General features: G+C 57.9%; 30 protein-coding genes, 2 tRNA genes and 1 pseudogene. 22 read left to right on the top strand and 11 right to left on the bottom strand.

Features of this window, described 5'->3' with window-relative positions; genetic code table 11:
• Positions 1-125: 125 nt before the first annotated feature.
• The 5 genes and pseudogenes from AC4PS6_RS25040 to AC4PS6_RS25060 all read right to left on the bottom strand — a co-directional run bounded on the left by AC4PS6_RS25040 (position 126) and on the right by AC4PS6_RS25060 (position 5,913).
• A complete protein-coding gene (locus AC4PS6_RS25040; RefSeq protein ID WP_371101477.1) occupies positions 126-1,055 on the bottom strand; it encodes a methyl-accepting chemotaxis protein in 930 nt (309 codons plus the stop codon).
• Positions 1,032-2,123 (bottom strand): annotated as a pseudogene (locus tag AC4PS6_RS25045) (methyl-accepting chemotaxis protein); the annotation flags it as partial. The pseudogene AC4PS6_RS25045 and the gene AC4PS6_RS25040, both read right to left, overlap by 24 nt.
• A 184-nt stretch (positions 2,124-2,307) precedes the next feature.
• On the bottom strand, positions 2,308-3,144 hold the full coding sequence (ampE, locus tag AC4PS6_RS25050; protein WP_336827311.1) for a regulatory signaling modulator protein AmpE: 837 nt from the start codon (positions 3,142-3,144) through the stop codon (positions 2,308-2,310).
• Positions 3,141-3,704: a 1,6-anhydro-N-acetylmuramyl-L-alanine amidase AmpD gene (ampD, locus tag AC4PS6_RS25055; protein ID WP_014716878.1), complete on the bottom strand. Its 564-nt coding sequence runs from the start codon at positions 3,702-3,704 to the stop codon at positions 3,141-3,143. Before ampD ends, ampE begins: the two co-directional genes overlap by 4 nt.
• 61 nt (positions 3,705-3,765) lie before the next feature.
• Positions 3,766-5,913 (bottom strand): DUF1631 domain-containing protein, encoded by a 2,148-nt coding sequence (locus tag AC4PS6_RS25060; protein WP_103451984.1) that lies wholly within the window; start codon positions 5,911-5,913, stop codon positions 3,766-3,768.
• A 245-nt stretch (positions 5,914-6,158) separates the two neighbouring features.
• Here AC4PS6_RS25060 and nadC point away from each other — a divergent pair, with 245 nt between their 5' ends.
• Entirely contained in the window at positions 6,159-7,007 is an 849-nt protein-coding gene (gene nadC / locus AC4PS6_RS25065) for a carboxylating nicotinate-nucleotide diphosphorylase (protein ID WP_014716876.1), read from the top strand.
• 49 nt (positions 7,008-7,056) lie between these two features.
• Here nadC and AC4PS6_RS25070 read toward each other — a convergent pair whose 3' ends face one another.
• The 3 genes from AC4PS6_RS25070 to AC4PS6_RS25080 form a co-directional block, all read right to left on the bottom strand.
• Entirely contained in the window at positions 7,057-7,362 is a 306-nt protein-coding gene (locus tag AC4PS6_RS25070) for a DUF6388 family protein (protein ID WP_014716875.1), read from the bottom strand.
• 149 nt (positions 7,363-7,511) lie between these two features.
• Positions 7,512-7,587: transfer RNA gene (locus AC4PS6_RS25075), tRNA-Thr, on the bottom strand.
• Between the two features lie 64 nt (positions 7,588-7,651).
• Positions 7,652-8,065, bottom strand: coding sequence for a pilin (locus AC4PS6_RS25080; RefSeq protein WP_166406348.1), 414 nt, complete (start codon positions 8,063-8,065; stop codon positions 7,652-7,654).
• 201 nt (positions 8,066-8,266) lie between these two features.
• Between AC4PS6_RS25080 and AC4PS6_RS25085 the strand changes: the two genes are divergently transcribed.
• Genes AC4PS6_RS25085 through yacG form a run of 4 tightly spaced genes read left to right on the top strand, consistent with a single transcriptional unit; the run spans position 8,267 to position 11,155 of the window.
• Positions 8,267-9,475, top strand: coding sequence for a type II secretion system F family protein (locus AC4PS6_RS25085; protein ID WP_130174635.1), 1,209 nt, complete (start codon positions 8,267-8,269; stop codon positions 9,473-9,475).
• On the top strand, positions 9,472-10,338 hold the full coding sequence (locus AC4PS6_RS25090; RefSeq protein WP_060766604.1) for a prepilin peptidase: 867 nt from the start codon (positions 9,472-9,474) through the stop codon (positions 10,336-10,338). The genes AC4PS6_RS25085 and AC4PS6_RS25090 overlap by 4 nt, the downstream gene beginning before the upstream one ends.
• Positions 10,335-10,958, top strand: coding sequence for a dephospho-CoA kinase (gene coaE, locus AC4PS6_RS25095; protein ID WP_032903992.1), 624 nt, complete (start codon positions 10,335-10,337; stop codon positions 10,956-10,958). Before AC4PS6_RS25090 ends, coaE begins: the two co-directional genes overlap by 4 nt.
• Positions 10,955-11,155, top strand: coding sequence for a DNA gyrase inhibitor YacG (gene yacG / locus AC4PS6_RS25100; protein WP_003188437.1), 201 nt, complete (start codon positions 10,955-10,957; stop codon positions 11,153-11,155). The genes coaE and yacG overlap by 4 nt, the downstream gene beginning before the upstream one ends.
• Here the strand turns inward: yacG and AC4PS6_RS25105 are convergent.
• Positions 11,152-11,367 (bottom strand): hypothetical protein, encoded by a 216-nt coding sequence (locus AC4PS6_RS25105; RefSeq protein WP_003171680.1) that lies wholly within the window; start codon positions 11,365-11,367, stop codon positions 11,152-11,154. The genes yacG and AC4PS6_RS25105 overlap by 4 nt on opposite strands.
• A gap of 64 nt (positions 11,368-11,431) precedes the next feature.
• On the bottom strand, positions 11,432-12,121 hold the full coding sequence (locus AC4PS6_RS25110) for an energy-coupling factor ABC transporter permease (RefSeq protein ID WP_038448869.1): 690 nt from the start codon (positions 12,119-12,121) through the stop codon (positions 11,432-11,434).
• A gap of 129 nt (positions 12,122-12,250) precedes the next feature.
• Here AC4PS6_RS25110 and AC4PS6_RS25115 point away from each other — a divergent pair, with 129 nt between their 5' ends.
• The 3 genes from AC4PS6_RS25115 to AC4PS6_RS25125 are packed head-to-tail and all read left to right on the top strand — an operon-like array spanning position 12,251 to position 14,467.
• Positions 12,251-12,880: a DUF1780 domain-containing protein gene (locus tag AC4PS6_RS25115; RefSeq protein ID WP_003188431.1), complete on the top strand. Its 630-nt coding sequence runs from the start codon at positions 12,251-12,253 to the stop codon at positions 12,878-12,880.
• A gap of 54 nt (positions 12,881-12,934) precedes the next feature.
• The gene (locus AC4PS6_RS25120; protein ID WP_014716869.1) at positions 12,935-13,108 is read left to right on the top strand and encodes a DUF3094 family protein; all 174 of its coding nucleotides are present in this window, start codon (positions 12,935-12,937) and stop codon (positions 13,106-13,108) included.
• Between the two features lie 60 nt (positions 13,109-13,168).
• Positions 13,169-14,467 carry an NAD(P)/FAD-dependent oxidoreductase gene (locus AC4PS6_RS25125; RefSeq protein WP_014716868.1) on the top strand — a complete coding sequence of 433 codons (1,299 nt, stop codon included), beginning with the start codon at positions 13,169-13,171 and terminating at the stop codon, positions 14,465-14,467.
• A 192-nt stretch (positions 14,468-14,659) separates the two neighbouring features.
• On the opposite strand, the gene AC4PS6_RS25130 is transcribed toward AC4PS6_RS25125, so the two are convergent.
• Positions 14,660-14,736: transfer RNA gene (locus tag AC4PS6_RS25130), tRNA-Pro, on the bottom strand.
• Positions 14,737-14,978: 242 nt separating this feature from the next.
• On the opposite strand from AC4PS6_RS25130, the gene AC4PS6_RS25135 reads away from it, so the two are divergent.
• The 14 genes from AC4PS6_RS25135 to AC4PS6_RS25200 all read left to right on the top strand — a co-directional run.
• Positions 14,979-15,839, top strand: a complete 861-nt coding sequence (locus AC4PS6_RS25135; protein ID WP_008437313.1) for a ParA family protein — start codon at positions 14,979-14,981, stop codon at positions 15,837-15,839.
• Position 15,840: 1 nt separating this feature from the next.
• Positions 15,841-16,599, top strand: coding sequence for a hypothetical protein (locus tag AC4PS6_RS25140; RefSeq protein ID WP_008437314.1), 759 nt, complete (start codon positions 15,841-15,843; stop codon positions 16,597-16,599).
• Positions 16,596-17,297, top strand: coding sequence for a DUF2786 domain-containing protein (locus AC4PS6_RS25145; RefSeq protein WP_008437315.1), 702 nt, complete (start codon positions 16,596-16,598; stop codon positions 17,295-17,297). Before AC4PS6_RS25140 ends, AC4PS6_RS25145 begins: the two co-directional genes overlap by 4 nt.
• Positions 17,294-18,013, top strand: a complete 720-nt coding sequence (locus tag AC4PS6_RS25150; RefSeq protein ID WP_020301295.1) for an HNH endonuclease signature motif containing protein — start codon at positions 17,294-17,296, stop codon at positions 18,011-18,013. The genes AC4PS6_RS25145 and AC4PS6_RS25150 overlap by 4 nt, the downstream gene beginning before the upstream one ends.
• Complete coding sequence (locus tag AC4PS6_RS25155; protein WP_008437317.1) at positions 17,997-18,215, top strand: hypothetical protein; 219 nt, start codon at positions 17,997-17,999, stop codon at positions 18,213-18,215. Before AC4PS6_RS25150 ends, AC4PS6_RS25155 begins: the two co-directional genes overlap by 17 nt.
• A complete protein-coding gene (dnaB, locus tag AC4PS6_RS25160) occupies positions 18,212-19,561 on the top strand; it encodes a replicative DNA helicase (RefSeq protein WP_008437319.1) in 1,350 nt (449 codons plus the stop codon). The genes AC4PS6_RS25155 and dnaB overlap by 4 nt, the downstream gene beginning before the upstream one ends.
• A 180-nt stretch (positions 19,562-19,741) precedes the next feature.
• On the top strand, positions 19,742-20,263 hold the full coding sequence (locus AC4PS6_RS25165; RefSeq protein ID WP_008437321.1) for a hypothetical protein: 522 nt from the start codon (positions 19,742-19,744) through the stop codon (positions 20,261-20,263).
• The gene (locus AC4PS6_RS25170; RefSeq protein WP_008437325.1) at positions 20,260-20,499 is read left to right on the top strand and encodes a type II toxin-antitoxin system HicA family toxin; all 240 of its coding nucleotides are present in this window, start codon (positions 20,260-20,262) and stop codon (positions 20,497-20,499) included. Before AC4PS6_RS25165 ends, AC4PS6_RS25170 begins: the two co-directional genes overlap by 4 nt.
• Positions 20,499-21,500 (top strand): nucleoid-associated protein YejK, encoded by a 1,002-nt coding sequence (gene yejK, locus AC4PS6_RS25175; RefSeq protein ID WP_008437326.1) that lies wholly within the window; start codon positions 20,499-20,501, stop codon positions 21,498-21,500. The genes AC4PS6_RS25170 and yejK overlap by 1 nt, the downstream gene beginning before the upstream one ends.
• Before the next feature lie 33 nt (positions 21,501-21,533).
• Positions 21,534-21,770: an Arc family DNA-binding protein gene (locus AC4PS6_RS25180; protein ID WP_008437327.1), complete on the top strand. Its 237-nt coding sequence runs from the start codon at positions 21,534-21,536 to the stop codon at positions 21,768-21,770.
• Complete coding sequence (locus AC4PS6_RS25185; RefSeq protein WP_008437328.1) at positions 21,767-23,533, top strand: ParB family protein; 1,767 nt, start codon at positions 21,767-21,769, stop codon at positions 23,531-23,533. Before AC4PS6_RS25180 ends, AC4PS6_RS25185 begins: the two co-directional genes overlap by 4 nt.
• 28 nt (positions 23,534-23,561) lie before the next feature.
• A complete protein-coding gene (locus AC4PS6_RS25190; protein WP_008437329.1) occupies positions 23,562-24,257 on the top strand; it encodes a DUF2857 domain-containing protein in 696 nt (231 codons plus the stop codon).
• Positions 24,254-25,555: an STY4528 family pathogenicity island replication protein gene (locus AC4PS6_RS25195; RefSeq protein WP_019816979.1), complete on the top strand. Its 1,302-nt coding sequence runs from the start codon at positions 24,254-24,256 to the stop codon at positions 25,553-25,555. Before AC4PS6_RS25190 ends, AC4PS6_RS25195 begins: the two co-directional genes overlap by 4 nt.
• A 305-nt stretch (positions 25,556-25,860) precedes the next feature.
• On the top strand, positions 25,861-26,145 hold a 285-nt coding region (locus AC4PS6_RS25200; protein WP_492181057.1), incomplete at its 3' end, for a hypothetical protein.

Raw genomic sequence — 26,145 nt, forward strand, 5'->3', positions numbered from 1 at the left:
CGTCGTGTCTCCTCGTGACCGTGACGGATGAAATAAATTTTCACCTATTCACGTCGCGATAAAACACGCCCAGGCAAATCAAGACATCGGCCACAGGGTCGGTAGCTACATCCTTCAGAACCTCCCTACACCCGAAACGCACCAATCAATTGCTTCAACTCAACCACCTGGATTGCCAACTGCCGACTGGCCGCTTCCGTGTGCTGGGCGCCTTGCGCTGCATGCTCGCCAGCACGGTTGATTTCGACAATGTTCTGGTCGATGTCGTGGGCGACCGCCGTTTGCTGTTCCACGGCGGCGGCGATCTGCTGGTTCTGGTCGACGATCATCCCTACCGCTCCCAGGATATTTTCCAGGGCTTGCTGGACTTTTTCCGACTGCCCCACCGTGCCATTCGCCATCTCATGGCTGCTGCCCATGGCCTTCACCGCCGCGCCGACGCCGCTGTGCAAGCGGCTGATCATCTGCTCGATTTCCTCGGTTGAGTGCTGGGTGCGCCGAGCCAGAGTGCGCACTTCGTCGGCCACCACCGCAAACCCGCGCCCTTGGTCACCGGCGCGCGCGGCTTCGATGGCCGCGTTGAGCGCCAGCAGGTTGGTCTGCTCGGCAATGCTCTTGATCACTTCCAAAACGCTGCTGATGGACTGGCTGTCGGCTGCCAGCTGGTTGATCACCCGCACCGAATCGTCTATCTCCGCCGCCAGGCGTGCGATGCCGCCTTGCTGGGATTGCACCAGCGCACGCCCGCTGACCGTTTCATCATTGACGCTCTGGGCACTGCTGACCGCCGCCGCCGCGCTGCGCGCCACCTCTTGGGCGGTGGCGGACATCTGGTTCATCGCGGTCGCTACTTGTTCGATCTGGCTGCGCTGGCCGGACACCGCCTGGTTACTCTGTGCCGACACCGCCTGCACCTGGCCGGCCTGCAACTCCACCTGGCTGACCGTATGCCCAACGCGCTCGATCAGGTCATGAATCTTGGCCACGGTGCCATTGAACACCTGGCCCAGGTCGCCCAATTCGTCACGGCTTTGCGCAACGAAAGTGACGGTCATATCGCCCGTCGCCACTTTGTCCATCATCGCCCCCAGGCGGCGCAAGGTGGTGCGAGTGGAAACAAAGAAACCGGCATAGAGATAGAAAATCAGCGCAAACACCGTCGCCAGGGCCGTGACCAGCAACACCATGTGCAGACGGTTCTGCGCCAGGCGCTGCTGCAACTGCTGCCCGAGGAACGCCAGGGTGGCGTCATCCAATTGATAGGTCTTGGCCATTAGTTGGCTGACGCCGTCATAAAACCCCTGCCAAGGCGCGTCGAGGGTTTCGGCCATCACCACCTGCTCTTCGAAAAACTCACTGCCTTGCTTGAGGCTCGCCTGGCTGGCTTGCGCCGACACCTCGAGGGCGGCGTGCGCGGCCTTGCTGGCGCCGAGCGCGTCCTGCAGCTTCAGGCCATATTCACCATGGAGTTTTTCCAACTGCTGCAGCAGTTCGTCAAAACGGGTACTGGAGGACGAATTGATAAAGCCCTGCCCCAGGGAGTACGCGCCCATCGCACGGCCTTCACCCAAGACCTGGGTGACCTGAGGGGTGACGGTGGTGACCAGGTCGCTGAGCTGGCGCAGATCACTTTGCGGATCACGGTTCAAGCCGGCCTGGCTGGCAATAATCTGGCTGAACATCTGGGCCTGGTTGAGTAACTTGCCGATCAACGCTGCTTTGTTGAGCAACGAGGTTTCCTGTTGCTGAGCCTTGAACGCAGCGATCAACTCATCGCGCTTACTGTCGAAGACGGCAACGTGCTCGGGCTGGGTCGCGATCGCGTGCAAGCCCTGCAAGCGCTCCACTACACTGGCTTCCAAGGCGCTGATCCTGGCCTCCAGGTCTGCCGCTTTGCCTGACTGGCCGAGGGTGGCGTTGATCTGTACCTGGTTGTTGAGGGTTTCCAACTCCCGACGCAACGCCAGACTGCTGCCGAGCAGGTCAAGGCTTTGCAGTTCGACGCGGGTGCCCTGGTATTCGCGCCACGAGTCGCGCACCAGGTAATAGTTGGTCGCCAGCATCGGCAGCAGGAACAGCACGCTGATCAGGCTGAACTTCATGCCGAAGCTCAGGCGGTTCATCAGCGCGACGGCGGGATAAAGCAAGCTCTTCACAGGTGACCTCCCCTTCTTTTATTTTTATTGAGGCGCAGGGCGACGGCAGATAGCCACTATTTGGCGCTCTATCTGTATAGCTCAATTCGAAAGGGAGTTTTGTAACGTAAGGTTAACGGCGGGAGTGATGGATGCACCCCGCCGCTATTACTCAGGGCAACACCGTCCAGATGGCAAACCCGGCATACCACAGCACTGCCGCACGTAGCAGCAGCTCCCACAGGCGATCCAGGCTGTTGATGCCATCGGCCCCCACCACGGGGGGAGGAATTTCCGCGGCGGCCAGGCCGACTTTTTCCATCAGTTGGGCAGCGCTGATGTCCCAGCTCAGCAGTTCGTGGAGCATCACCCGGCTGACCCCGACGAAATTGCCCACCAAGGCAAAGCTGGCCGCCAGGAGGCGTACCGGCAACCAGTCAAACGCGTGGCGCAATTGCGTGGCGCGCTCGGCCACCAAGGGGTTCTGGCTGTTTTCGCTGGCCAGCGCCAACAGGCGGTACGCCAGGGCGGCCACCGGGCCCAGCAGGAAATACCAGAAAATCACCGCGAAAAAGCTTTGATACGCCTGCCACAGCAGGTAGCCCTGAACACGCCCCAGCAGTTGCTCGCCACTGTCGGCGCCAAGCTTGAGGTCGCGTTCGGCCACATGCTCGGCCGCTTGCAGGTCACCGCGCCGCCAGGCATCCCGAAACGGCCCCAGCCCGGCCAATAGATCGCCACGGCCCAGGCTGTAGATCACCACCAGCAAGTGCACCGGCAATGCCAACAGGCCATAGGCCACTGGCTCCAGGACCAGCAACAGCAACGCCAGCAACGCCACCGGCAGCAGCACCAATACCAGCAGGATCAACCAGGGCCGCTTGCCCATGCGCGGGCTCGATTCCAGCTTGGCCAGCTCACGCAGCCATCCACCGTCACGCTGCAACCGCAGGCGCAAGGCCGAGAACTTCTCGATCCATACCGCCAGCACCAACACCAGGAAACTCATCGTTCGTGTCCTCCATCCTGCAGGGCGCTGCGAAAGCGCATCCAATCAAAAGCGGGGCCCGGGTCGGTCTTGCGACCCGGAGCGATGTCGCTGTGACCACAAATACGTTGATGGGTGATCGCGGGGTAAGCGGCCAACAGTTGGCGTGCCAGGTCGATCAACGCCGCATACTGGGCATCGGTGAACGGTAGGTCATCCGTACCTTCCAGCTCGATTCCCAGAGAAAAATCGTTGCAGATCTCGCGCCCCTCAAAGACGGAAATACCGGCATGCCAGGCCCGGTCACGGCACGAAACAAATTGCGTCACAGTGCCGTCACGTTCAATCAGAAAATGCGCAGACACCCGTAGGCTGGCAATCCCTTCAAAGTAGGGATGTTCTGAGATATCCAGGCGGTTCTGGAAAAACTCCTGCACCTTACCGGTGTTGAACTGCGCCGGAGGCAAACTGATGTTATGCACCACCAACAGCGAGATTTCGCCTTCAGGGCGCTCGTTGAAGTTGGGCGAAGGGCAATGACGAATGCCCTGGCACCAACCGCTGGCGGGGTCCAACTGCATACAGGCTCCTTGAGTGAGACGAGGTGTGACCAGTATGCCGCGTTCCACCCTGCGGTTGCGATCACTTGCCGCGATTGAGTTGCCGCAGGTCGCCCACCACGGCGGCCAGTGCACGTTCGAACAGCGGGCCATCATTCAAGGTATGCAGGGCGCCCTGCTTGAACGCCAAGGCTAACTGGCCCGCGCTTTTCTCCAGCACCTTAAGACCCGCTCGGCTGACAAAAATATAGGTATCGGCGGGCGGCATGATTGCGGTCAACTTGCAGCGCAGGTTACCGGCTTCATTTTGCAGCAACGCTACCCAGTCACCGACGCGCAACTGCTGGGCCTTGAGCAGGTCGGGGTCATCAGGGGGCAGTGGTTCGTCGGCAGCCGGCGGGCCAGCCCACAGGGCAAAAGGCTCACGGACTTCAACCAGCGCCTCACTGTCGAGCGGCTCAACATGCATGGCCTGCAACCGCAGGAAGAACTCGCGGGTACTGAAAGGATCGAACGCCGCATCGGCCAACCCACTACGCAATGCCTTGAGCAGCCCGGGTAATTGCTCGAGCAAACGCCGGCCCGCTTCGGTGTCTTCACGCAGGCCGACGCTCCAGACCAATTCATCCAGGGTGCGCAGCGCCGTCTGCCACTGCAGCGAGTGTTCACCGTGCTTGAGAACGGCCACTAACAGCACCTGGCTCCAGGCCTGCTGTACAAATTGCAGCACCGATTGCGGCAAGGTTTCGCCCACGAGCCGTCGATTGAGCACGTGCGCCACACGCTGGCGCGCCACCTTGATATGCAGATGCTCTTGCTCGACGTCACGGGTATATCGCTCAAGGCGTTCGCTGCGCTTGCGCTCTTGGGCTATGAATTCGCTGAAGGTGGTGAGTAAATGGGAGAAAATCGTCGGGTCTTCGACGAACTCATTCAGCAAGCGCTGTACGAGTTGCTCGATACACAGGTAGAGGTTGTCCCGTGTGTGGTCATGGGGCGAACTCCAGCCGATGACGGCGCTCGCGATATCATTGAGCAAGCGCCGCGCGGGATGCTCCGCGCAACTGAACAGACTTTTGTCCAGCACCGCCACTTTCAGCAGCGGGATCTGCAAGCGAGCGATCAGCGCCTTGAAAGCGTCCGGCACACTGCTGTCATCGAGCATGAACTCGAACAGCATGGCGACCAGATTGATCACATCTTCGTCTGCTTCTTCTAACACCCGCGACTTGCCACTTTTGACACTGACCCGGGTGAGCAGCTGTTCCAGCTGGTTGCGCAGGTCGAAATCGTCCTCGCACTCCGGCTCCGGTACATATTGCTGCAGATGCGACAGCAGACGCAGCAGATCGCGGCTGACAACAGGTTGCGGTTCGGCGCTGGCTTCAAGGGTCGGGGCCACGCTGCCACGCACGGCTACCAGCAACTTCTGCAAGGCACTGAACGCTTGCTGGCCGCTTTTATCCAGCGGCGGGTCGGCCATCGCCTGGCCGGTGCAATGCTGGTGCTCCCGGGCCGCACGTCCGCCGGCTCGACGGGATGGGAGCGCCTTGAGTTCCGGCAATACGCCAGTGGCGATCAGTAATTGGTTGGCCTCGCCATACAACAAGTCTGCGTCACTGAGCACGTATTTCTCAAATAGCTTGAGCATGACCAGCTTGACGCGGATTTCCACCCCCAGGCTGCGCCCTGCTTGCAGGAAAAACTCGCACAACCGCGCCGGGCCCAATGGGTTTTCAGGATCGTCCAGGCGCCTGCCGAGCAATGCACTTACGCGCGCGTTCAACTGCCCCAGCGCCAAACCATCACGGTGATGCACCCGACCGAGCATCGCCTCCAGGGCCACGGCTTTTTCCACGTCATCGGCGCCGGTGCCGGGGACCTCCTCATAAGACACCACCGGCACCAGGTGTGCCCCGCTGCACCGGGCCTGGCCAAGGTTGGCGAACGCCACGAACAGCTGCTCCATGAACACGCGCTCGAAGTTCTTGCGCTTGAGGCGCAGGTCGCGCATGGCCTCGAAAAAAATATGATGGTCGACGGTGCTACGGGCCTTTTCGGCCATTTCGAACAGGGTGTCGTCGGCGTTATCGAACAGTTCCTGCAAGCCTTGCTGCAGCTGTTGCGCAGCCTTGTCACGCACCTGCAGCAACACCACCGGCAGGCGCGCGAGCGGCGATGGCGTGGCCTGCGCCCTGTTGATAGGCACCACCTTCCCGTCATTGTGCATCCTGGCCTCCTGAAACGGCGGTTTTGAGAGGTGGAGAGACGGAGCGCAGGCCCGGCAGGCACTGCAAATACCCGATCACCACCAAGACGTCAAAGCTATGACGCCAATTGCAAGGCGCGAGATTATCTTGCAAACGAGGGCAGTTGCGCCAGCACACTCTGACTTTGTGCGGTAAATGAGTGGCGAGCCTGGGTTAGAACGCACGCTGGCCCTATAATCGAGGCACTTTGTTTGTGGAGCCTGTTATGCCGAACCTCCGTCTTGCCGACCTCACCGCCGAAATCGAAGCCAACGTGCGCCGCGCACTGCTGGAAGACATCGGCAGTGGTGACATCACCGCGCAGTTGATCCCGGCCGAACGGCTGGCCAAGGCCACGATCATTACCCGTGAGGCGGCTGTTATCGCCGGCACGGCGTGGGTGGACGCAGTGTTTCGTCAACTGGACCCTCGGGTTGCCGTGCACTGGCAGGTGGCTGACGGTGAACGGGTGAGCCCCAACCAGGCGTTGTTCCACCTTGAGGGCCCTGCCCGCTCGCTGCTCAGTGGTGAACGTTGCGCGTTGAATTTTCTGCAATTGCTGTCAGGGGTTGCCACCCGTGCGCAATTTTTGGCGGACTTTGTCGCCAGCACCCAGGTCAAGCTGCTGGACACCCGCAAGACATTGCCCGGCCTGCGTTTGGCGCAGAAGTATGCGGTGACCTGCGGCGGTTGCCACAACCACCGCATCGGGCTGTATGACGCATTCCTGATCAAGGAAAACCACATCGCCGCCTGCGGTGGTATTGCCCAAGCAATCACCGCCGCCCACAAGATCGCGCCGGGCAAGCCCGTGGAAATCGAAGTGGAAAACCTGGAGGAGTTGCGTGAAGCCCTGTCGGCGGGTGCCGACATCATCATGCTGGATGAACTGAGCCTGGACGACATGCGCGAAGCCGTGCGCCTGAACGCCGGCAAGGCCAAACTGGAAGCCAGCGGCGGGATCAATGAAACCACCTTGCTGCCTATCGCTGAAACCGGCGTGGACTACATCTCCATCGGTGCGATGACCAAGGATGTGAAGGCGGTGGACCTGTCGATGCGCCTCAGTATCTGAAAGATGCCGTAACTGTAGGAGCGAGCAAGCTCGCTCCTACAGGCTGCTTTTAAACTACAAGATTATTCATCTCGCAGTACTCTTCCCAATCGACACCCAGCACCTCGGCCGCCTCTTTGTGCAAGGCCAACCGCGCAGCTTCGAACTCTTGTGGTGTCGAGGTGTACTTGAGGGTCAGCTCCCAAGGCTGGTAGCCCTGACTCTCGGCCTCATCTTCGAATGCCCACTGAATCTGGTCGCGCTGATCGTCGGCACTCAGGTCCTTGATCTCTTCTTTAAGCTGCGGCGTGTCCTCAAGGTAGTGCTTGAGTGCTTGTTCGTGCCGAGCGGCCTGGGTCATTTCGGTCGTGGTCATATTGTTCTCTTAGATCGAGGAATGGGAATGCATCTGGGTCTTCAAGGTTGCGCAGTTACAAAAGAGCGGGCGCAAATGCCCGGCTCACCTGGCCTTCAGAACCATTCTGGGATCATCTGAAAACATTGCCGTTGAAACAGTGGTGCCTGTGGTGCCCGAGACAGGAATCGAACCTGCGACCTTCGCGTTACGAGTGCGCTGCTCTACCGGCTGAGCTACACGGGCGGTGGGCTAAAGCTAGCACTGCATTGGGCATGCAGCAACTTGCTCGCTCACCGCCCGGCGACTGTCACGCGCCGTTGGCGCCGCAGCCCTTGGCAGCGTACTGCGGCTCTACCGTGGTGGCACAGTTCCAGCCGGTGGTGGCGCTGCGGGTCAAGGTGATGGTCTTGCCGAGCACGGGCGCGGGTGCATCGAGGATTTCACAACGCAGGGTGCCTGCGCCCGAGGCCACATCGCCTGTCACCTCGATCGCGCAGTTGGCGGTAGGGCTGGTGCCCCCGATGAGGGAAAGGGTCGGCGTGGTGCCCTGGTTGATGACGTCCTCATAGCCGGCCTTTAACGCGCTGATTTCAGCCAACCCCGCGGTGAACTTGGCCTTGGCCTGGTGCTTGGTGTACATGGGCAGGCCAATGGTGGCCAAAATGCCGATGATTGCCACGACGATCAATAACTCGATCAAGGTAAAACCTTTTTGACGCATCTCTTTCACTCTCCAGAATAGAACCATGACAAGGCACGTCCTGCGCCCCGTAGTGTGCAACGGCGCCAGTGTACTCATCCCCACGCAGTCCATCGCCTGCGAGACGCACAATCTGACATTTTATCGCCTAGCGCCAGCCTGTCCGAATCCGCCGCCTGACTAAGCTATAAATTCTTCACGACCTGGGTGCGTCAACCTCACATGAACGACACGTCGACAATTTATGCCTGGGAAGGCATCAACCGCAAAGGGCGCCGGGTGTCCGGGCAAATCGCCGGCCATAACCTTGCGCTGATCAAGCTACAACTGCGCCAGCAAGGGATCTGCCCTGAGCGTGTGCGCAAGAAATCTTATGGTTTACACATCTTCAAGACGCGAATAACGCCTGCAGATATCGCCCTGTTCACTCGCCAGTTGGCCACCTTGCTCAAAGCCGGCATCCCGCTGCTGCAAGCCTTCGACATCATCAGCGAAGGCGTCGAAAACCCACAGCTGCGCGAACTGGTCAAGGCGTTGAAACAGCATATTGCCAGCGGCCACCCGTTGGCCGCTGCCCTGCGTCAATATCCCCGCCATTTCGATGAGCTGTACTGCAATCTGGTGGCGGCTGGCGAAATGGCCGGCGCCCTGGAAACCCTGCTGGAGCGCGTGGCGATTCATTTGGAAAAAAGCCAACGGCTCAAAACCAGGATCAAGAAAGCCATGACCTACCCTTTCGCGGTACTGGTAATTGCCACAGGGGTGAGCACAGTGCTGTTGATCCATGTGGTGCCGCAATTCCAGAACTTGTTCGCCGGGGTCAACGGCCAATTGCCCGGGTTTACCCTGGGGGTCATCGCGCTGTCGGAACTGCTGCAACAGGCGTGGTGGATGCTGGGGCTGGGTGTGGGCGCGGCGCTGGTTGTGGGGCGCCACGCCTACCGTACTTACCCGGGGTTTCGCCATTGGTGGGCAGCAGGTTTGTTGAAAGTGCCCATGGCAGGCAAACTGCTGCACAAATCTGCGGTCGCCCGCTACGCTCGTACACTTTCCACCACCTTTGCGGCGGGCGTCCCTCTGGTACAGGCATTGGGTTCGGTGGCCGGCGCCGTCGGCAATGGCCCCTTCAAACAGGCAATCGAACGTATGCGCCACGATGTATCCACAGGCATGCAGTTGAATCAATCGATGCATAACAGCGGCCTGTTCCCAGGCATGGCGATCCAGATGACCGCAATCGGGGAAGAGTCCGGCACCCTGGACCGCATGCTGGAAAAAGTCGCGAACCACTACGAGTCAGACGTGGATACCTTGGTCGACAACCTCACCAGCCTGATGGAGCCGCTGATCATGGTCGTATTGGGGGGGATTGTCGGCGCGCTGGTAGTGGCCATGTACCTGCCGGTGTTCCAATTGGGGACGGCATTTTGAGCCTGCTGCTGAGCGAACATCCCTGGGCGTTTGTTGGCCTGGCGCTGGTGTTGGGCCTGATCGTCGGCAGCTTCCTCAATGTGCTGGCGTGGCGCCTGCCCAAAATGCTCGAGCGGGAATGGCGTGCCCAGGCCCATGAGATTCTCGACTTGCCAGCCGAGCCCGGTGGGCCGGCCTATAACCTGATGCGTCCGAACTCCTGCTGCCCGCGCTGCAATCAACCGATTCGGCCTTGGGAAAATATCCCGGTGCTCAGCTACCTGTTGCTCCGGGGGCATTGTGCCCACTGCCGTGAGCCCATCGGCCTGCGTTACCCCCTCACCGAACTCGCGTGCGCGCTGATCTCAACCGCTGTCGCCTGGCACTTCGGCTTCGGCTGGCAAGCCGGCGCGGTGATGCTGTTGAGTTGGGGCTTGCTGGGCATGAGCCTGATTGATCTGGACCACCAACTGCTGCCGGATGTGCTGGTGCTGCCGCTGCTATGGCTGGGGCTGATCCTCAACAGTGCTGACCTGTTGACGCCACTGCCCGATGCAGTGTGGGGCGCGGTTATCGGCTACATGAGCTTGTGGTGCCTGTTCTGGCTGTTCAAGATGGCCACCGGCAGAGACGGCATGGGCCATGGCGACTTCAAGTTATTGGCCTTGCTGGGAGCCTGGGGCGGCTGGCAGATTCTGCCGATGACCCTGCTGATGGCCTCGCTGCTGGGCGTGCTTGCCGGGCTGATCCTGCTGCGTTTGCGTAAGGCCCAGGTGTCAGCGCCGATGCCGTTTGGCCCCTGCCTGGCAATTGCCGGCTGGATTGCATTGCTCTGGGGTGGTCAAATAACCGACTTCTATTTGCAGTCTGTCGGTTTCAGATGACCACTTCTGTTGCAACACCCTGGATTCTTGGGCTCACGGGCGGCATTGGCAGCGGCAAAAGTGCTGCGGCCGAGCACTTTATCAAGCTGGGCATCGACCTGGTGGATGCCGATCACGCCGCGCGCTGGGTGGTCGAGCCTGGCCGCCCGGCCCTGGCACGCATCGCCGAACACTTCGGCAGCGACGTGCTGCAAGCCGACGGCCAACTGGACCGTGCCGCGCTGCGCAAACTGATCTTTGAGGTCCCGCAAGAGCGCCTGTGGCTGGAAGCCTTGCTGCACCCGCTGATCGCCGAGGAAATTCGCAGCCACCTGGCACGCGCCCAATCGCCCTACGCGATCCTGGTGTCGCCGCTGCTGATCGAGTCCGGGCAGTACAGCATGACCCAGCGCATCCTGGTGATCGACGTGCCGCAATCACTGCAGATTCAGCGTACCCTGCAGCGCGACGGCATCAGCGAACAACAGGTGCAGGCGATTCTCAAGGCCCAGTCCAGCCGCGAAGACCGCCTGAACCATGCCGATGACGTGCTGGTCAACGATAAGGACCTCGCCTGGCTGCACGGCGAGGTCGAGCGACTGCACCACTTTTACCTTACTTTGCGTGGAGGCCGATCATGAGCCAACCCCTGACCGTCGACTGCCCAACCTGCGGTGCACCCGTGGAATGGAAAGCGACCAACCTCAACCGACCGTTCTGCTCGGACCGTTGCAAGCTTATCGACCTAGGCGCCTGGGCCGCTGAAGAACACAAGATTCCCGTGGCCCCTGACGCCGAAGATGAACTGTTTTCCGAAGACCTGCCGCCACGCCACTAAGGGCGCATAAAGGCATATTCCTGCTGGTCGTCGAGGTTCTCTGCAAGGTATTGCAACTCGTCGGCCAGGTCTTCAAAACTGCGTACACCCTTGCTTTGCTGCACGACCGCACTGAGCATGGCCCGCAAGGTCAAGCCGGGGTCAAAACCGATTTCCTGCGCTGCATCCTGGCTTCTGCGCAACTCCTGCCGTGCCCACTCGTACACACTCATTGTCCGTGCTCCTGAAAATTTTGCAGAGTATGGACCCGCGCCGCGGCCTGGCATTTGACCTGGATCAACGCCGCGAATCGTCGTCCTTCCACGGCGCCGAGAGGTAGCGAGTGCGGTTGAACGTCTCCAACCATTCCGGGCAAAACACCACCAGCGCGCTGATGACCATGCCGTTGATAAAGGCTTCGGGAAAGATGATCAGCCACAGGTAACCGACAAAATCTTCCAACCACTCAGGCATCGCAAAAAGACCGTCGAACCACAACAAGCCCAAGCCGGCCAACAGGCATAGCAATGCCGAGAGGGCGGCAGCAAAAAAGCCCGAACAGAAGATATACACAAAGGGGTTTCGCGGCTGCGCCCGCTCTACAAACAGCGCGCACCCTTCGGTGACCAGCACCGGCAGCACGATCAGCAGCAGGCCATTGACGCCAAGCGCGGCCAGATCCTGGCGCCCCAACAGCATCAAGCCAAGCTGGGCGGCAAAGCCACCGACGATTGCCAGCGGCCAATCCAGCAGCAAGGTCACGGCGGTCATGCCGATAAAGTGGTAGGACACGCCGGTATCGAAATCCCGTCGCACGAGCCACAGCATGAACAGCGCGAACACCGTGCCGAACAGCAAATGCTGGCGCCGACGGTCGGCAAACAACTCCACCCATGGCGAGCGCAGCATCGCCCACATCAACACGGGCGCATACACCAGCCAGCCGAGGCCGAGCGTCTGGGGTGCCAGAACCGCTGCACTGATCACGGATGCTCTGCCTTTACCAAAAACCTCATCACACACCTCGTCCCTGGGCCTGCTCCACATCAGCATTCTACACCCGCGTTTTTAAGGCAAGACTTCCTGTGGTCATCATTTGAACGCTAAGCTGCGACTATGGATGACTCAGATTATTTGCGCCTGCTCACCGTAGCAGCCGAACAAGCCAATGCGTTTCTGTCCAATGCCCGCAAGTGGGAGCGTGAGCGTTGGGTCTGCCAGCGCCTGCTGCAAGGCTTGAACGTGCCCTACCGCGTCGAAGAGTTTCACGCTGCGGGCCAGGAGCCGCCCGACGTGTTGTTTCGCGACGCCAGCTTCGAGGTCTTTTTTGTGCTGGACGAGGGCCGTCGCCTGAACGACGAGTGGCGCGATGAGTTGCTGCGCAGGCGCAGTGCTTTCTCCTTGAGCCAACTGGTACGGCGCGAAGCCAAGCCACGGCGCATTCCCGCCCATGAATTCCTGCTGCGCCTGGCCCCCACACTGCGTAAAAAAGCCCACAACTACAAAGAACGCGGCATGGACCTGGGGGAGTTGGACCTCATTGCGTTTACCAGCCTCAAACGCGAAGTGCTGGACCTCAACAGCCATTTTCCGCCGCCGACCGAATACCTGCGCCAAGGCTGGCGCTCGCTGTCACTGGTGGGGCCAACCTTTGCCAGGGTGCTGTTTGCACATCCCGACGCGCCGGACTTCTTGCGCAACAACCTGGGCCGCAGCATAGTGTTTGATGTCGGCATCAGCCTTTGATGCCCCTGGCTGTAACGTGGCGCCCCTTTGCAACGTCTACCTGACGAGGCCTTTATGACCAGCCGCCTGAAACCCGATGACCAAGAGCGTGTCGAAGAGTACCTGCGACTTACCCAGCACAGAGTCGAGCGCAAGCCTTTCCGGCCGTGGCTGCTCCTCTGCGTGGTGCTGGTCGTGGTAATCGGGCTCGGTGCGCTGAGCCGCCTATTGAGTTACCTGACGCTATGAGCCGCCTGGCGCTCGCGAGGGTAACTGCTCCGATTTCTTTTAGCCTTGCGAGATATCCTCATGACCCATCGTATTATTATCGTCGGCGGCGGTGCCGGCGGCCTGGAGTTGGCTACCCGCCTGGGTAAGACTCTGGGCAAGCGTGGCAAGGCCAGCATCACGCTGGTCGACACCAACCTGACCCACATCTGGAAGCCGTTACTGCACGAAGTGGCGGCCGGCTCACTGAACTCCTCTGAAGACGAACTCAACTATGTTGCCCAGGCGAAATGGAACCACTTCGAGTTCCAGCTAGGGCGCATGAGCGGGCTTGACCGTGAGCAGAAAAAAATCCAGCTGGCCGCAACCCTCGACGAAGAAGGCCGCGAACTGGTGCCTGCCCGCGTGCTGGGCTATGACAGCCTGGTGATTGCGGTAGGCAGCACTACCAACGACTTCGGCACTGAGGGCGCAGCGCAACATTGCCTGTTCCTCGATACCCGCAAGCAGGCCGAGCGCTTCCATCAGCAACTGCTCAACCACTACCTGCGCGCCCATGCCGGGCAGACCGACGCCGTTGAACAGATCAGCGTCGCCATCGTGGGCGCCGGTGCCACCGGGGTCGAGCTGGCCGCCGAGCTGCATAACGCCGCCCATGAACTGGCTGCCTATGGCCTTGACCGTATCAAGCCAGAAAACATGCACATCACCCTGATCGAAGCCGGCCCGCGGGTATTACCTGCACTGCCGGAGCGGATCGGTGGGCCAGTGCACAAGACCCTGGAAAAACTAGGGGTGACGGTACTGACCAACTCGGCGGTCAGTGAAGTAACTGCCGACGCCTTGATCACCAGCAGCGGCCAGGTGATTCCGGCTAGCCTCAAGGTCTGGGCGGCCGGTATCCGCGCCCCCGGTTTCCTCAAGGACATCGACGGCCTGGAAACCAACCGCATCAACCAGCTGCAAGTCCTGCAAACCCTGCAAACAACCCGCGACGAAAATATCTTCGCCTTTGGTGATTGCGCCGCCTGCCCGCAGCCGGGCACCGACCGCAATGTACCGCCACGGGCCCAAGCGGCTCACCAACAGGCCTCATTGCTCGCCAAGTCGCTGAAGCTACGAATCGAAGGCAAGGAGCTGCCGACCTACAAGTACACCGACTACGGCTCGCTGATCTCGCTGTCGCGCTTTTCCGCGGTGGGTAACCTGATGGGCAATCTGACGGGCAGTGTGATGCTGGAAGGCTGGCTGGCGCGGATGTTCTACGTGTCGTTGTACCGCATGCACCAGATGGCGCTGTATGGGTTCTTCCGCACGGCGATGCTGATGCTGGGCAGCAAGATCGGCCGCGGCACCGAGCCACGCCTTAAATTGCACTAACAACCTGGTCTCGAAGGAGGCCTGGCAAATGTGGGAGCGGGCTTGCTCGCGAATACGGTGGTTCAGTCACAGATGTACTGACTGACACAGCGCATTCGCGAGCAAGCCCGCTCCCACTTTATTTTGCGGTGAATTCAGAATTTGCGAGCACAAAAAAAATCCCCGTATCTTTCGATACGAGGATTTTTAATATGGTCGGGGTAGGGGGATTCGAACTCCCGACATCCTGCTCCCAAAGCAGGCGCGCTACCGGACTGCGCTATACCCCGGTAATAAAAAGGCGACCTTTCAGTCGCCTTCTTCGATCAGCGCTTTTGGCCTCTGATCTTAAGATTCGATTCCAGCGTTAACTGGTCTCAAAAATGGTGGGTCGTGTGGGATTCGAACCTACGACCAATTGGTTAAAAGACAATTGGTTTTAGTGCTTCATAGCCCAGGATCGTGTTCGCTACACATAGCTGTTTCCGTGGCCTCGCAGCCTCTAATGAACCCACATTAGAGGCTCCAAACCATGAAAATCTCTGCGGTCGTTTCGACCAAAGGCGGCGTAGGCAAAACTACCATCGAGGCCAACCTCGGCGCTTTTTGTGCGGATGCAGGCCTGCGCGTGCTCATGATCGACCTAGATCCTGCACAGCCTTCGCTCTCCTCGTATTACCAATTGGTCGATGAAGCTCAAGGAGGCATCTACGACCTGCTGGCATTCAATATCACCGAATCAGCCAAGATCATATCCAGCACCACGATACCAAACCTGTCGCTTGTCATTTCCAACGACATCAACAACCAACTGAACAGCCTGATCCTGCAAGCACCTGACGGACGGTTGCGACTCGCCAACCTGATGCCGGGCTTCAAAGATCATTTCGACCTGGTACTGATTGACACCCAAGGCGCCAGGTCGGCAATGCTCGAAATGGTGGTCCTAGCCTCTGATTTGGTCATATCCCCACTTCCGCCCAATATGCTCGCTGCACGGGAGTTCAGCCGGGGATCCATGCAGATGCTGGACGGCCTGCGCGCCTATGGGCGCCTGGGCATGAAAATCCCTCCTGTGCGGATCGTCGTCAACAATCTCGACCAAACCACCGACGCGCAAATGATCGAGCAGTCGGTACGGGAAATTTTCCAGGACAATGACGAAATCAACGTTCTGGAATGCGTCGTCCCCTCCGCAGTGGTGTTTCGTAACAGTTCATCCCTGGGCGTCCCAGTACACCGCTTGGAATACAGACAGCCTTCCAACCGCATATCCCCTGCAGCCCTTGTCGTGATCCGCCAATTGGCCATTGAGCTTTTTCCAGAATGGCGTGACCGCTTCGAGGCCATGACCGAGGAAAAGGTAGCTAACTTGGTGAGGGAGGGTCGTTGAAATGGCGAAGCCCTCCATTACCGACGCCCGCAGTATTACTGCAAACCTCATCCTAGAGGTTGGCAAGTACTACAGCGCTCAGCAATTGCGCAGCTTGCAAGCCAAGCTCAGTGGAACCGCACGAGAAATCCGAGCCCTGACAAGCGGTTACCAATTACCCGGTCGGATTGGCGCTCAGTTGAGCGTTGACCAGCTTCAGCTTTTGCAGGACGCCGCGAAGCTTATCGAGTCAGTGAACTCGAACATTAAGCACGCGAAGGAAAAGCGCGGCCGCGACGAAAACCAAGCCAAACGCCGTCAGCAAAGTCGATATGCCGAAGCCAAACGCCTGGTAGCTGAAACATATTTAGAACCCTTTGCTCCTGAGCCAACGGCTTTGGACCCTCTTCTAGATATTCTTAAAACAGCGCTGACGCTTAATCGAGCAGACGTTTTCAGGAATGGTTATTCCCCTAGGGAGTTCAATCTCAGGCTCCGTGATTACCTGTCGCCTGCCAGAACTCGAAAGCTCATTGGCTGGACCAGCCCAAGTGCTTTTTGGATAAGCACGGTTCTCTCTCTTCGTAATGACGTTGTGCAAGCTGTTGAGCAAGAGATTGCTTACGACGATGGGTCAAGTGTTCAAGACCGCCTTGATGCCCTGAAACAGAAGGTTGCGGACTGCCTTGCCCGGACTCACCTCTCTGCTGATGAGGAAGAAACACTTCGCCTGTGGTCAGAGGCGCTCTCCCCCCGCCTCCAACAGGAAGGGGGTGAATGATGGACAAGCAAAAAGTCCTCAGCAAGGTCGCCAAACTCATGGCGCTGGCCAAGTCACAAGGCGCTGCCCCAAACGAAGTGGAAATTGCACTTCGTCAAGCTCGCCATTTGATGAATCAGTACAACTTGGAACACACCGAAGTCGCTGCCCATACAATCGAAGAATCCATTGTGGGTACCAAAACCCGTCGGGCACCGCAGGATTGGCTGCACAACCTGGCCTCAATCTGTTCCCAAGCCTTCGATTGCAGCCACTTGGCGTATTTCAATCCGCTACTTGGCTGGTCCTTCAAGTTCTTGGGGAAAGGTATTTCACCCGATCTGGCAGCTCACACCTATTCAACGCTGCATCACCAGCTTGTCGCAGCCCGACGAGCTCATGTTGCCCAGCAGAAGCGCTGCCAACTGAAAACCAAACGTCACCGCGGCCAACTGTTTGCCGAGGGCTGGCTCAATGCCGTCGCCTCTAAGGTGAACCAGTTTGCAGGTGGGATAGACGAAAACACTGCGCTGGAGATCCAAGCCTACCTGGAATGGCATCATCCAAAACTAACGCTAGCCATTATCAAGCCCATCGAAGCCAAAGGTCATGACACCCGCTCTTTGCAAGCGGGATGGGACCAGGGCAAGCATGCCAGGCTGCATCGTGGTGTCGGACAGCAGTCACAAGGAGCCCTTGGGCATGGAGGGAGCCAATGAGAACTCATTCGCTTTCACCTTTGGCCATGGCGGCGCTGGAACAAGCCAGATCCCAACTTGGGCTTGCCCCGGTTCACAAACACCATGTTTGGAGTGAGGCAGAAGAGCGCTCGCTCATTGCCCGCTATCCCAATGAACCGACTCAGGTCCTAGCCGCCGAATTGGGGCTCAGCGTCTATCAGGTCTATGCCAAAGCCAAACGGCTGGGCTTGAGCAAAAGCGCCGAGTTTCTTCGCAGTAGTCTCTGTGGCCGGCTTGACGGCAAGTTGGGCGCAGAATTCCGCTTTCCCAAGGGATCCGTCCCATGGAATAAGGGCCTTAAGGGGCTCCCCTCCTCTGGCCGTATGACTCAGACGCAGTTTAAGGCCGGCAATAAACCGGGGAACTGGCTGCCTATTGGCAGCCTGCGCACAACTCCTGACGGTTATCAGCAGAAGAAAATCACCGATACCGGTTACCCACCCGTTGACTGGAAAGCCGTGCATGTACTGCTTTGGGAGGAGCATCACGGACCAGTCCCTATAAACATGTGCGTGTGCTTCAAGGACGGCAACAAGGCCCATATAGCCCTGAATAACCTGGAGTTGCTGACGAGAGCAGAACGTATGCGTCGGAACACCATTCATCGGTATCCGGAAGAGCTGAAATCCGCAATACGCGCTATCGGCAAACTCAAACGCACCATCCGGGAGGTTGAACATGAAGAACAAGATTGAAGATCTACGTAATCACCTGTTCGTCGCGATCGAGAGCCTCCTGGACCCAGAAAGACCAATGGAAATCGAACGGGCCAAAGCGGTTGCCGAGGTTGCTCAGGTCATGATCAATTCAGCGAAGGTTGAAGTCGACATGGTCAAAGCCCTGGGGGCACGCAACGGGAGTGGTTTTCTTCAGATAGGCCAGGAGTCTGGGAAATGAATCACCTTGACCTCTCACCTCCCTACTCCGTAGAGGCTGAACAAGGTGTGTTAGGTGGGCTACTGCTCGACAACAACACCTGGGATCTCGTCGCAGACAAACTGGATGCCTCTGATTTTTTCCGACACGACCATCGGTTGCTGTTCCGGACAATGGCAAGCCTTGCTGACAAGTCCATTCCGTTCGACATCGTCACCGTCCACAACGCGTTGGAGGAGCCAGACGAAGCCGGAGGGCTGAGCTATCTGGGCGAGCTGGCCAAAAACACGCCGTCTGTAGCCAACATCGAGCATTACGCATCCATCGTGCGTAATCGCTCTCGGCTCAGACAGCTCATGTCCCTTGGATACCAATGCTCTCGCGAGGCGACAGACCCGTTGGCAAGTGCGGAGGATGTTCAAGAATCAATTGAACAGCAACTGTTCGCTCTGGGTGAAGGCAAGAGCGCAACGGAATTCGTCAATATCAACCAATGCCTGACGAACGTCGTCGAACAAATAGACGAACATTTCAACGGCAATATCACCGTGACCGGCCTGCCTTCAGGCCTGGAGGACCTGGACGAGCTGACGTCGGGTTTTCAAGAAGCCGACCTGATCATCCTCGGCGCGCGCCCGTCTATGGGGAAGACCTCTCTGGCCTTGAACTTCATAGATACGGCTCTGCAGGCAAAGCTTGATCGTACAGTTCAGGTTTTCAGCATGGAAATGCCGGCCAAAGCACTGATGTATCGATTGATGGGCATCCTAGGCCATATCGATCTGGGCAGGCTATTGAAGGGCAAGCTCGATGATGATGATTGGCCGAAGCTGACTGCAGCGGTTTCTCGTATTAATGGCTATGGAGAGCGGCTGGTCATCGACGACTCATCAGCGCTCACGCCTGCAGTAATCAGAGCTAAATCTCGTCGAGCAGCTCGTCGCTTCGGACACCCGAGCTTGATCCTGATCGATTACCTGCAGCTCATGCGCTGCCCAGGTCAGGAAAACAGGGCCAACGAGATCAGCGCTATATCCCAGTCCCTCAAGGCCCTAGCGAAAGAGATGAATTGCCCGGTGGTTGCGCTTTCCCAGCTCAACCGAGAACTGGAGCGACGGCCAAATAAGCGTCCGATCAACGCAGACCTGCGTGATAGCGGTGCGATTGAACAGGACGCGGACCTGATTATGTTCGTCTACCGGGACGAGGTGTACCACCCTCAGAGCGAACACAAAGGCATTGCAGAAATCATTCTCGGCAAGGCGCGTAACGGCCCAACTGGGACCGTACGAACAGCCTTCATCGCCAATCAGACCCGGTTTGCCAACCTCAGTCCCAACGCCGGCTGGCAAGGGGCTCAACTATGAAAAAGCACACCTCAGCGATGAATACTCTCGTACGCATCACTCACTGGTGCCTTCAATGCGATAGCCACCACCCGAAACATCAAGTGAGTGGCGCTCCAGCCTTACCCGGCGGTGAAGTGGACGAGCTTATTTGCCCTACTTGCAATAGCTATGACATCGAGGAGCTTCAGGAGGTGTCGGATGCACAGTAGCGCCGAGCTATTTCCTAGTATCCATGCCGGTGCCGTGTTCGAAGCCTCTGCTGTGGCTCATGCCCATAAATCTGGGATCAACCCGGTGGAGCTCGACGCATTAGCTCAAGCGATCGGCCGCCTTGCTCGTGACCACAGCACCGTGGTCCCAATGAGCATGCGTGAGGATCTGTTGGAGTTTGAGAAGCTCGGCTACGTCGAGCTGACCAACACGCCCAGCGCAACAATTACCGTTGAACTGCTCTGTGCGGGCGCCTTGCTATCCAGCTACTTCTGGTCGGTTTGGGTGCCCCGCTACCTCCAGTGCTGCTCGCTGAAAGTGGCCGTCATGTCTCACCTGCAACACCCCGCGGAAGTTCAGCACTGCAGCGTGGTGTTCCGCGTGCCTGGAGCACGTGAGGCTACGCGTCACTTTTTGCATGAGCTCGGTACCAAGTTTCCTGGCGATCAGGCTGAAATCATCGCGATCCAGACCGGTAACGTTCTGGCAGACAGGGATGCAGAGCTATGACCACCAATCTCCTACGCGGAAAAAGCGAGAGCCTTCGTGTACTCGTGAAGTTTGCTGAAGCGAATGGCTGGACGGTGTCTCGCACTCAAGGTGGCCATATCAAGTTCACGAAATCTGGCCTTGGATCGATTTACACCTCATCAACCGCAAGCGATTACCGCTCAGGCCTCAACGCCAAAGCCCGTATTCGTCGTGCTGATCGAGCTCAAACCCTACACTCGCAGGAGGCAATCTAATGCCTATCCGTCATTGCATCGTCCACCTGATCGACAAAAAACCCGATGGCACACCTGCTGTTCTCCAGGCACGCGATTCGGAGCTATCCGAATCGGTCGCCATCGAGAACATGCTTGCCGACCTCAACGAGAGCTATAACGCCAAACAAGGCAAGGCCTGGGGTTTCTTCCATGCCGAGTCCGGCGCGCACCCGTTTAGCGGCTGGTTAAAGCAGTACTTTGAAGGTGACCAGGACTTCACCGCCTTCAGCCACACGGCGGTCGAGCATCTGCAAAAGCTGATGGAAGAGTCCAACCTCTCCACCGGTGGCCACGTACTGTTTGCCCATTACCAGCAAGGCATGACCGACTACCTAACTGTCGCCCTGCTCCACCACAGTGAAGGCGTGGTGGTTACTGACGATCTGGACGTCACTCCTTCACGCCACCTGGACGTTGGCCAGTTGCACCTGGCAGCGCGTATCAACTTGTCCGAGTGGCAGAACAACAAGCAATCCAAGCAGTACATCTCGTACATCAAAGGCAAAAACGGTAAGAAGATCTCGGGGTATTTCAGCGACTTCATTGGCTGCATGGAAGGCGTCGACGGCCCGGGCGAAACCCGCGCCCTCCTCAAGGCGTTCAGCGACTTCGTTGAAAACGAAGACCTGCCAGACGAATCGGCCCGCGAGAAAACCAAGGCCCTGGTGGACTACGCCACCAGCCAGGCCAAGCTCGGTGAACCCATGGGCCTGGAGGAACTGTCAGGCTTGATCGATGAAGATCGCCCCAAGGCGTTCTACGACCATATCCGCAATAAGGACTACGGCCTGTCGCCGGAAATCCCCCTGGATAAACGCACTCTCAACCAATTCCGTCGGTTCACCGGCCGTGCCGAAGGCTTGTCCATCAGTTTTGAAGCGCATCTGCTAGGGGACAAGATCGAGTACGACGAGGCGTCCAATTCATTAGTCATCAAGGGGTTACCTACCCAACTCACTGATCAGTTGAAACGTCGCTGAACACACTTTCTACCCTAGGCATCGGAGCCCACCATGAGTAACAAACCACAGCGTCTGCATGAAGAAAAATTCGTTATTCGCCTGCCCGACGGGATGCGCGAACGCATCGCGTTGGAAGCACGTGAAAACGCCAGGTCGATGAACTCAGAAATTGTTTATCGGCTGGAGACAACTGCCGAACTTGAAGCTGCTCTGGATCGTGCTTTGAAAATCATTGACCAGCTTTTGGCGGCAAGCCCGGCTTATGAGCAGCCAGGAGCCAGAGTATGAAAGCGTCTTTGGCCCAAACCATGAAAGATAAGCTGTTGCTGCCGGCGTTTGAATCGAAGTCGCCGGTGGCAGCGCGAATGAGCGACCCCATCGTCGATACCCCCATGCTGTTGACTCTCGACGAAACGCTGCCGTATGACGAAAACCCAAGGACGACTCGTAACCCGAAGTACGATGAAATTAAAGAGTCGATACGAAATCGGGGACTCGATACGCCACCTCCCGTCACTCGTAAACCTGGGGAAGATAAGTACCGGATCCGCAACGGCGGCAACACTCGCCTGGCAATTTTAAACGAGTTGTATCGTGAGACCGGCGACGAGAAGTACTTCAAGTTTCACTGCCTATTTCGACCCTGGGACGCCGTTCGGGGCGAAATCATCTCGCTCACCGGCCACTTGGCTGAAAACGACCTCCAAGGCCAGCTCCTGTTCATTGAGCGGGCTATTGGGGTCGACAAAGCGAGAGCGCTGTATGAAACAGAGGCAGGGGAGTCTATCTCATTACGTGAGCTTTCACGGCGGCTGTCAGCGGATGGCTACCCGGTCTCCGCGTCTCACTTGAGTCGTATGCACGACACCATTCGGTACTTACTGCCAGCAATTCCAGGCGCGCTGTACTCTGGACTGGGAGTAGACAGAATCATAAAGCTTCTGTCTTTGCGCAAAACAGCTCTTCAGTGCTGGGATCGCAATTATCAAGAGCAGGAGCAGCACCTTGATTTCGATACGCTTTTCCAAGATGTACTGTCCCAGTTTGAGGGCGACGCTGAAGAATTTCTATTCCAGCGATTTCAGGACGAACTGATAGATCACCTTAAAAAGCCGCTGAACCTCGGCTACGAGCAAATACTGTTGGAAATCACTCAGAACCAGGACCAATTGCGCCGGTCTACGCCGGTTCTTGAGCTGCCACAGTACCCTGCATCGCAATTTGAGGGGGGGACTCAACTTAACGTTTCGAACAATGGCATTGAGGCTAATCAGAACCCTCTACAACTACCCCCTACTACTTCGGGGGGCAGCACACATAAGACGACGCCCTCCAAAGAGAGTCCTTCACCTCAAGGGGTGCAACAGCAACTGGCCCCAACTCCGCAGGAGCAAATGAGCCCACAAGAGCGCCAAGCACGTATCGATGGGCACGTTGCGAGCCCTGTGAAGACTTCTCCCAGAGTCGACAAGATGAAACGGGAGCTCGCTGCGCTTGACGGTGAGGTCTTGCCCGACTTCGCCTCCAATGCCTTGGTGGCCATCCCTGTTCAAGCTGGCGGACTCAATCCCATTTCTGACCTTTGGTACATCGAACGCGAAATAGACAATACCGCGACCCTGCGTCAGCACATCGCTCAATTGGCTCGCGAAATAGCCAGCTCGGTCAAAGCCCCAGGTCAATTTATCGATATCGATGGTGGCGTCGGGTTCAGCTACCGACACCCCGAAGCGGAAGTCGAAATTACTGCCACAGCCCAACATACCTTGACGCTGCTCCAGTCTTTGAGCGGCTCGATGGCCATCGTACTGAAAATGATTCAGCAGCAACCCAAGCTTCAAATCGACGCGTTGGCTGACTTTGAGTTCGCAGCCGGACTGGGCCAGATCTTACTGGGCCAGCCTCACACAAAAGATCAGCCCCCTGAAAGTGAATGCCGTCTCAGCGACGGCGCTCTAGTGAAGCTGTTCCGCATTATTCGTCTCGCAAGACGTTTGATTGACCTGGAAATCCAGTCAGTCGCCAACAACGGTCCGAATTCAGCCAGTTAACACACGGACTCTACAAGGGGGAGTCGTCATGTCCAAGACACCAATAAATGAAGCAATCCTGTCACAGGTGCTTCATCACATGCGTAATGGCCAACTTCGGCGCTGCATCGAAATGGGCCTGGAGCCAGAGATATTGGCTCAGCTCCAACAACCTTCAGTACTGAGCTTGCTGCTTAACACTCCCGTGTCTTGGTGCAACGTCACCATTGATGGGGACATGGTAAAAAAACTACTGTCAGGCGCGCAGCGTTCTGATGAAGAAGTGCGCATGATTGAACGTGCGCTGCGACTTGGCGCGACCACTCAAATGCTGCAACAGTTCTTCGGGCTGTCTCCGCAGGATGTGGCCCTTCAACGCCTAATGATCGGCGTGACGGCACGTCGTGGCCGTTGGCGCGAATTCAGTGAGGAGATGGACGCTCAGCTTTGGTACCGATGGACGCACCTAATGCAAGAGCATCAGGTAGAGCTTGGCGACAGTCTCGCGTTGCTGGACATCGCCATGTTGGTCGCCGAGGAACTCAATGCTCCACAGGATACTAGCCCAGATGAGACCCACGAAAACCTCAGCCTGGCCATCATCTGGCATCGCATTCAGTCCTGGATAAAGGAAGGGCTTTACCCTCCTGCAAACCCTGGCCTTCCGAGAAGGCTACAGCTTGTGTCTTCTCAACGACTTGCACAGCCTGCAGCGACATCGGTGGAAGGTGACTCTGTATTATGAGGTTGTCTCGGCTTCCCTTGTCGACGCTTTTAGACTCGGCCTCGGGTCACCTTGAAGCTCATTTGCTTCAGAAAAAAGAGTCGGCGCCTCCGGGGATTGAAGGGTCTTCCCCCTACTCCGGAATTATTTTCAGCGGGAACCCACACGAAACGGTTCCTCGCCGATTGCTTTTGGATGATCGCTTAACCCCGCTTGAAAGAAACACCTGGCAGGTATTTCGCCTACTGATCAATGACGACGGCCTTACGGCGTTCCCTACCTATGACCAACTGCGGCCATATTTGGGTATGCAACCCGGTAGGCCTGCCTCGCGTGAAACTGTATCAAAAGCATTAGTGACCTTACGTCTCACCCGTTGGCTTAGCCTGGGGCGACGGGTGCGCAATGATCTGAGTGGACAAGTGCAAGGCAACGTCTACCTGCTTCACGACGAACCGGTCACACCGGCCGAAGCTATAGAGTTCGACAAGGACTACTTGCAGCTACTCGCGCAGTCAATGCAGCACCAGACCAAGGTGATTCGCGAAGTGGCAGAAATTGCCTGGAAGGAATTTGCAGCTGATCCTGATGTTGGCCAACGCTTACCTAGCAGGCTGGACATCATCGAATCCCGCATGAATAGCCAGGCCTGGACCAAAGCGCAGGCTCCAGTCGTTCTTAAAGCGACTGAGTTCGGAATCCGAACTCAGCAAAATATAGCTCTATCTCCACTGAGTTCGGATACCGAACTCAGTGAAAAAGGCGAAGAGCGAATCGCTTTGGAGCAGAGTTCGGATGCCGAACTCAGCCGTAAATCACTGAGTTCGGACTTAGTTCGGCATCCGAACTCATATAGTACGTATACAGATACACACAAAGATGTTTGTAAAAGCTCTGTACATGTACCGCCCACACCAAACGACATCGCTGCCGATTTGCTCGGTGCACTGCATCGACTACCGGTCGAGCAAAAACAGAACGCGGTCCTGGCGCTGCAAAAGGTTCCAGCAGAGTTGAAAACCGCGCTCATCAAACAATGGGTCCACCGCTGTGACTCGGGAGGGGTCCGAAACCCGCTTGGATACTTAATGACGCTCGTCGGCATGGCCGTTCGCGGCGATTTCAACAGCCAATGGAACCCTGACGACAAGGCAAAAGCGAGCCCCGAGCGTCAAGACGCTTCAGCCCCGCCAGAGGGCGCAGAGCAGCCGACGAAGACGCTAACGCAGACGCGTAGCCCTGAGTCGATACAAACCGCAAAACACACACTCAGCGGAATGCTGCATCTGCTGAAGCCTAATCGGGGTACACATCCATGATGTCAGGTGGACAACCAGAATATCGTGGTAACGCGGCCCAGAGCGAAGCGGTCGTGACCGGAATCTGTGCCAGCTACACAGCAAGTGTTGCGGCCCGCAACACCCTGACAGGAACCGAAATACGCCGCGGCCGCCACGCAAGTGACTCGGCCCAAATCACTTGCCCAGGATCCGGCATTCGTGCCAGCGACACGGCAAGTGTTGTGGCCCACAACACCCTGACAGCATCCGGCACCGGAGGTGGCCGCCATATAAGTGGTGCGGCCCGCACCACCTTGGCAGGATCCGGCATCCGTGCCGGCGACATGGCAAGTGTTGTGGCCCACAACACCCTGACAGCATCCGGCACCGGAGGTGGCCGCCATATAAGTGGTGCGGCCCGCACCACCTTGGCAGGATCCGGCATCCGTGCCGGCGACACGGCAAGTGTTGTGGCCCACAACACCCTGACAGCATCCGGCACCGGAGGTGGCAGCCATATAAGTGGTGCGGCCCGCACCACCTTGGCAGGATCCGGCATCCGTGCCGGCGACACGGCAAGTGTTGTGGCCCACAACACCCTGACAGCATCCGGCACCGGAGGTGGCAGC

It is taken from the genome of Pseudomonas sp. DW-iso17 (assembly GCF_058725345.1).

Excerpts from the sequence above, each read along its gene's own strand:
- AC4PS6_RS25040 (WP_371101477.1), bottom strand. The coding sequence starts at position 1,055 with ATGACCGTCACTTTCGTTGCGCAAAGCCGTGACGAATTGGGCGACCTG.
- ampE (WP_336827311.1), bottom strand. The coding sequence starts at position 3,144 with ATGAGTTTCCTGGTGTTGGTGCTGGCGGTATGGATCGAGAAGTTCTCG.
- ampD (WP_014716878.1), bottom strand. The coding sequence starts at position 3,704 with ATGCAGTTGGACCCCGCCAGCGGTTGGTGCCAGGGCATTCGTCATTGC.
- AC4PS6_RS25060 (WP_103451984.1), bottom strand. The coding sequence starts at position 5,913 with ATGCACAATGACGGGAAGGTGGTGCCTATCAACAGGGCGCAGGCCACG.
- nadC (WP_014716876.1), top strand. The coding sequence starts at position 6,159 with ATGCCGAACCTCCGTCTTGCCGACCTCACCGCCGAAATCGAAGCCAAC.
- AC4PS6_RS25070 (WP_014716875.1), bottom strand. The coding sequence starts at position 7,362 with ATGACCACGACCGAAATGACCCAGGCCGCTCGGCACGAACAAGCACTC.
- AC4PS6_RS25080 (WP_166406348.1), bottom strand. The coding sequence starts at position 8,065 with ATGCGTCAAAAAGGTTTTACCTTGATCGAGTTATTGATCGTCGTGGCA.
- AC4PS6_RS25085 (WP_130174635.1), top strand. The coding sequence starts at position 8,267 with ATGAACGACACGTCGACAATTTATGCCTGGGAAGGCATCAACCGCAAA.
- coaE (WP_032903992.1), top strand. The coding sequence starts at position 10,335 with ATGACCACTTCTGTTGCAACACCCTGGATTCTTGGGCTCACGGGCGGC.
- yacG (WP_003188437.1), top strand. The coding sequence starts at position 10,955 with ATGAGCCAACCCCTGACCGTCGACTGCCCAACCTGCGGTGCACCCGTG.
- AC4PS6_RS25105 (WP_003171680.1), bottom strand. The coding sequence starts at position 11,367 with ATGAGTGTGTACGAGTGGGCACGGCAGGAGTTGCGCAGAAGCCAGGAT.
- AC4PS6_RS25115 (WP_003188431.1), top strand. The coding sequence starts at position 12,251 with ATGGATGACTCAGATTATTTGCGCCTGCTCACCGTAGCAGCCGAACAA.
- AC4PS6_RS25120 (WP_014716869.1), top strand. The coding sequence starts at position 12,935 with ATGACCAGCCGCCTGAAACCCGATGACCAAGAGCGTGTCGAAGAGTAC.
- AC4PS6_RS25125 (WP_014716868.1), top strand. The coding sequence starts at position 13,169 with ATGACCCATCGTATTATTATCGTCGGCGGCGGTGCCGGCGGCCTGGAG.
- AC4PS6_RS25135 (WP_008437313.1), top strand. The coding sequence starts at position 14,979 with ATGAAAATCTCTGCGGTCGTTTCGACCAAAGGCGGCGTAGGCAAAACT.
- AC4PS6_RS25140 (WP_008437314.1), top strand. The coding sequence starts at position 15,841 with ATGGCGAAGCCCTCCATTACCGACGCCCGCAGTATTACTGCAAACCTC.
- AC4PS6_RS25145 (WP_008437315.1), top strand. The coding sequence starts at position 16,596 with ATGATGGACAAGCAAAAAGTCCTCAGCAAGGTCGCCAAACTCATGGCG.
- AC4PS6_RS25150 (WP_020301295.1), top strand. The coding sequence starts at position 17,294 with ATGAGAACTCATTCGCTTTCACCTTTGGCCATGGCGGCGCTGGAACAA.
- AC4PS6_RS25155 (WP_008437317.1), top strand. The coding sequence starts at position 17,997 with ATGAAGAACAAGATTGAAGATCTACGTAATCACCTGTTCGTCGCGATC.
- dnaB (WP_008437319.1), top strand. The coding sequence starts at position 18,212 with ATGAATCACCTTGACCTCTCACCTCCCTACTCCGTAGAGGCTGAACAA.
- AC4PS6_RS25165 (WP_008437321.1), top strand. The coding sequence starts at position 19,742 with ATGCACAGTAGCGCCGAGCTATTTCCTAGTATCCATGCCGGTGCCGTG.
- AC4PS6_RS25170 (WP_008437325.1), top strand. The coding sequence starts at position 20,260 with ATGACCACCAATCTCCTACGCGGAAAAAGCGAGAGCCTTCGTGTACTC.
- yejK (WP_008437326.1), top strand. The coding sequence starts at position 20,499 with ATGCCTATCCGTCATTGCATCGTCCACCTGATCGACAAAAAACCCGAT.
- AC4PS6_RS25180 (WP_008437327.1), top strand. The coding sequence starts at position 21,534 with ATGAGTAACAAACCACAGCGTCTGCATGAAGAAAAATTCGTTATTCGC.
- AC4PS6_RS25185 (WP_008437328.1), top strand. The coding sequence starts at position 21,767 with ATGAAAGCGTCTTTGGCCCAAACCATGAAAGATAAGCTGTTGCTGCCG.
- AC4PS6_RS25190 (WP_008437329.1), top strand. The coding sequence starts at position 23,562 with ATGTCCAAGACACCAATAAATGAAGCAATCCTGTCACAGGTGCTTCAT.
- AC4PS6_RS25195 (WP_019816979.1), top strand. The coding sequence starts at position 24,254 with ATGAGGTTGTCTCGGCTTCCCTTGTCGACGCTTTTAGACTCGGCCTCG.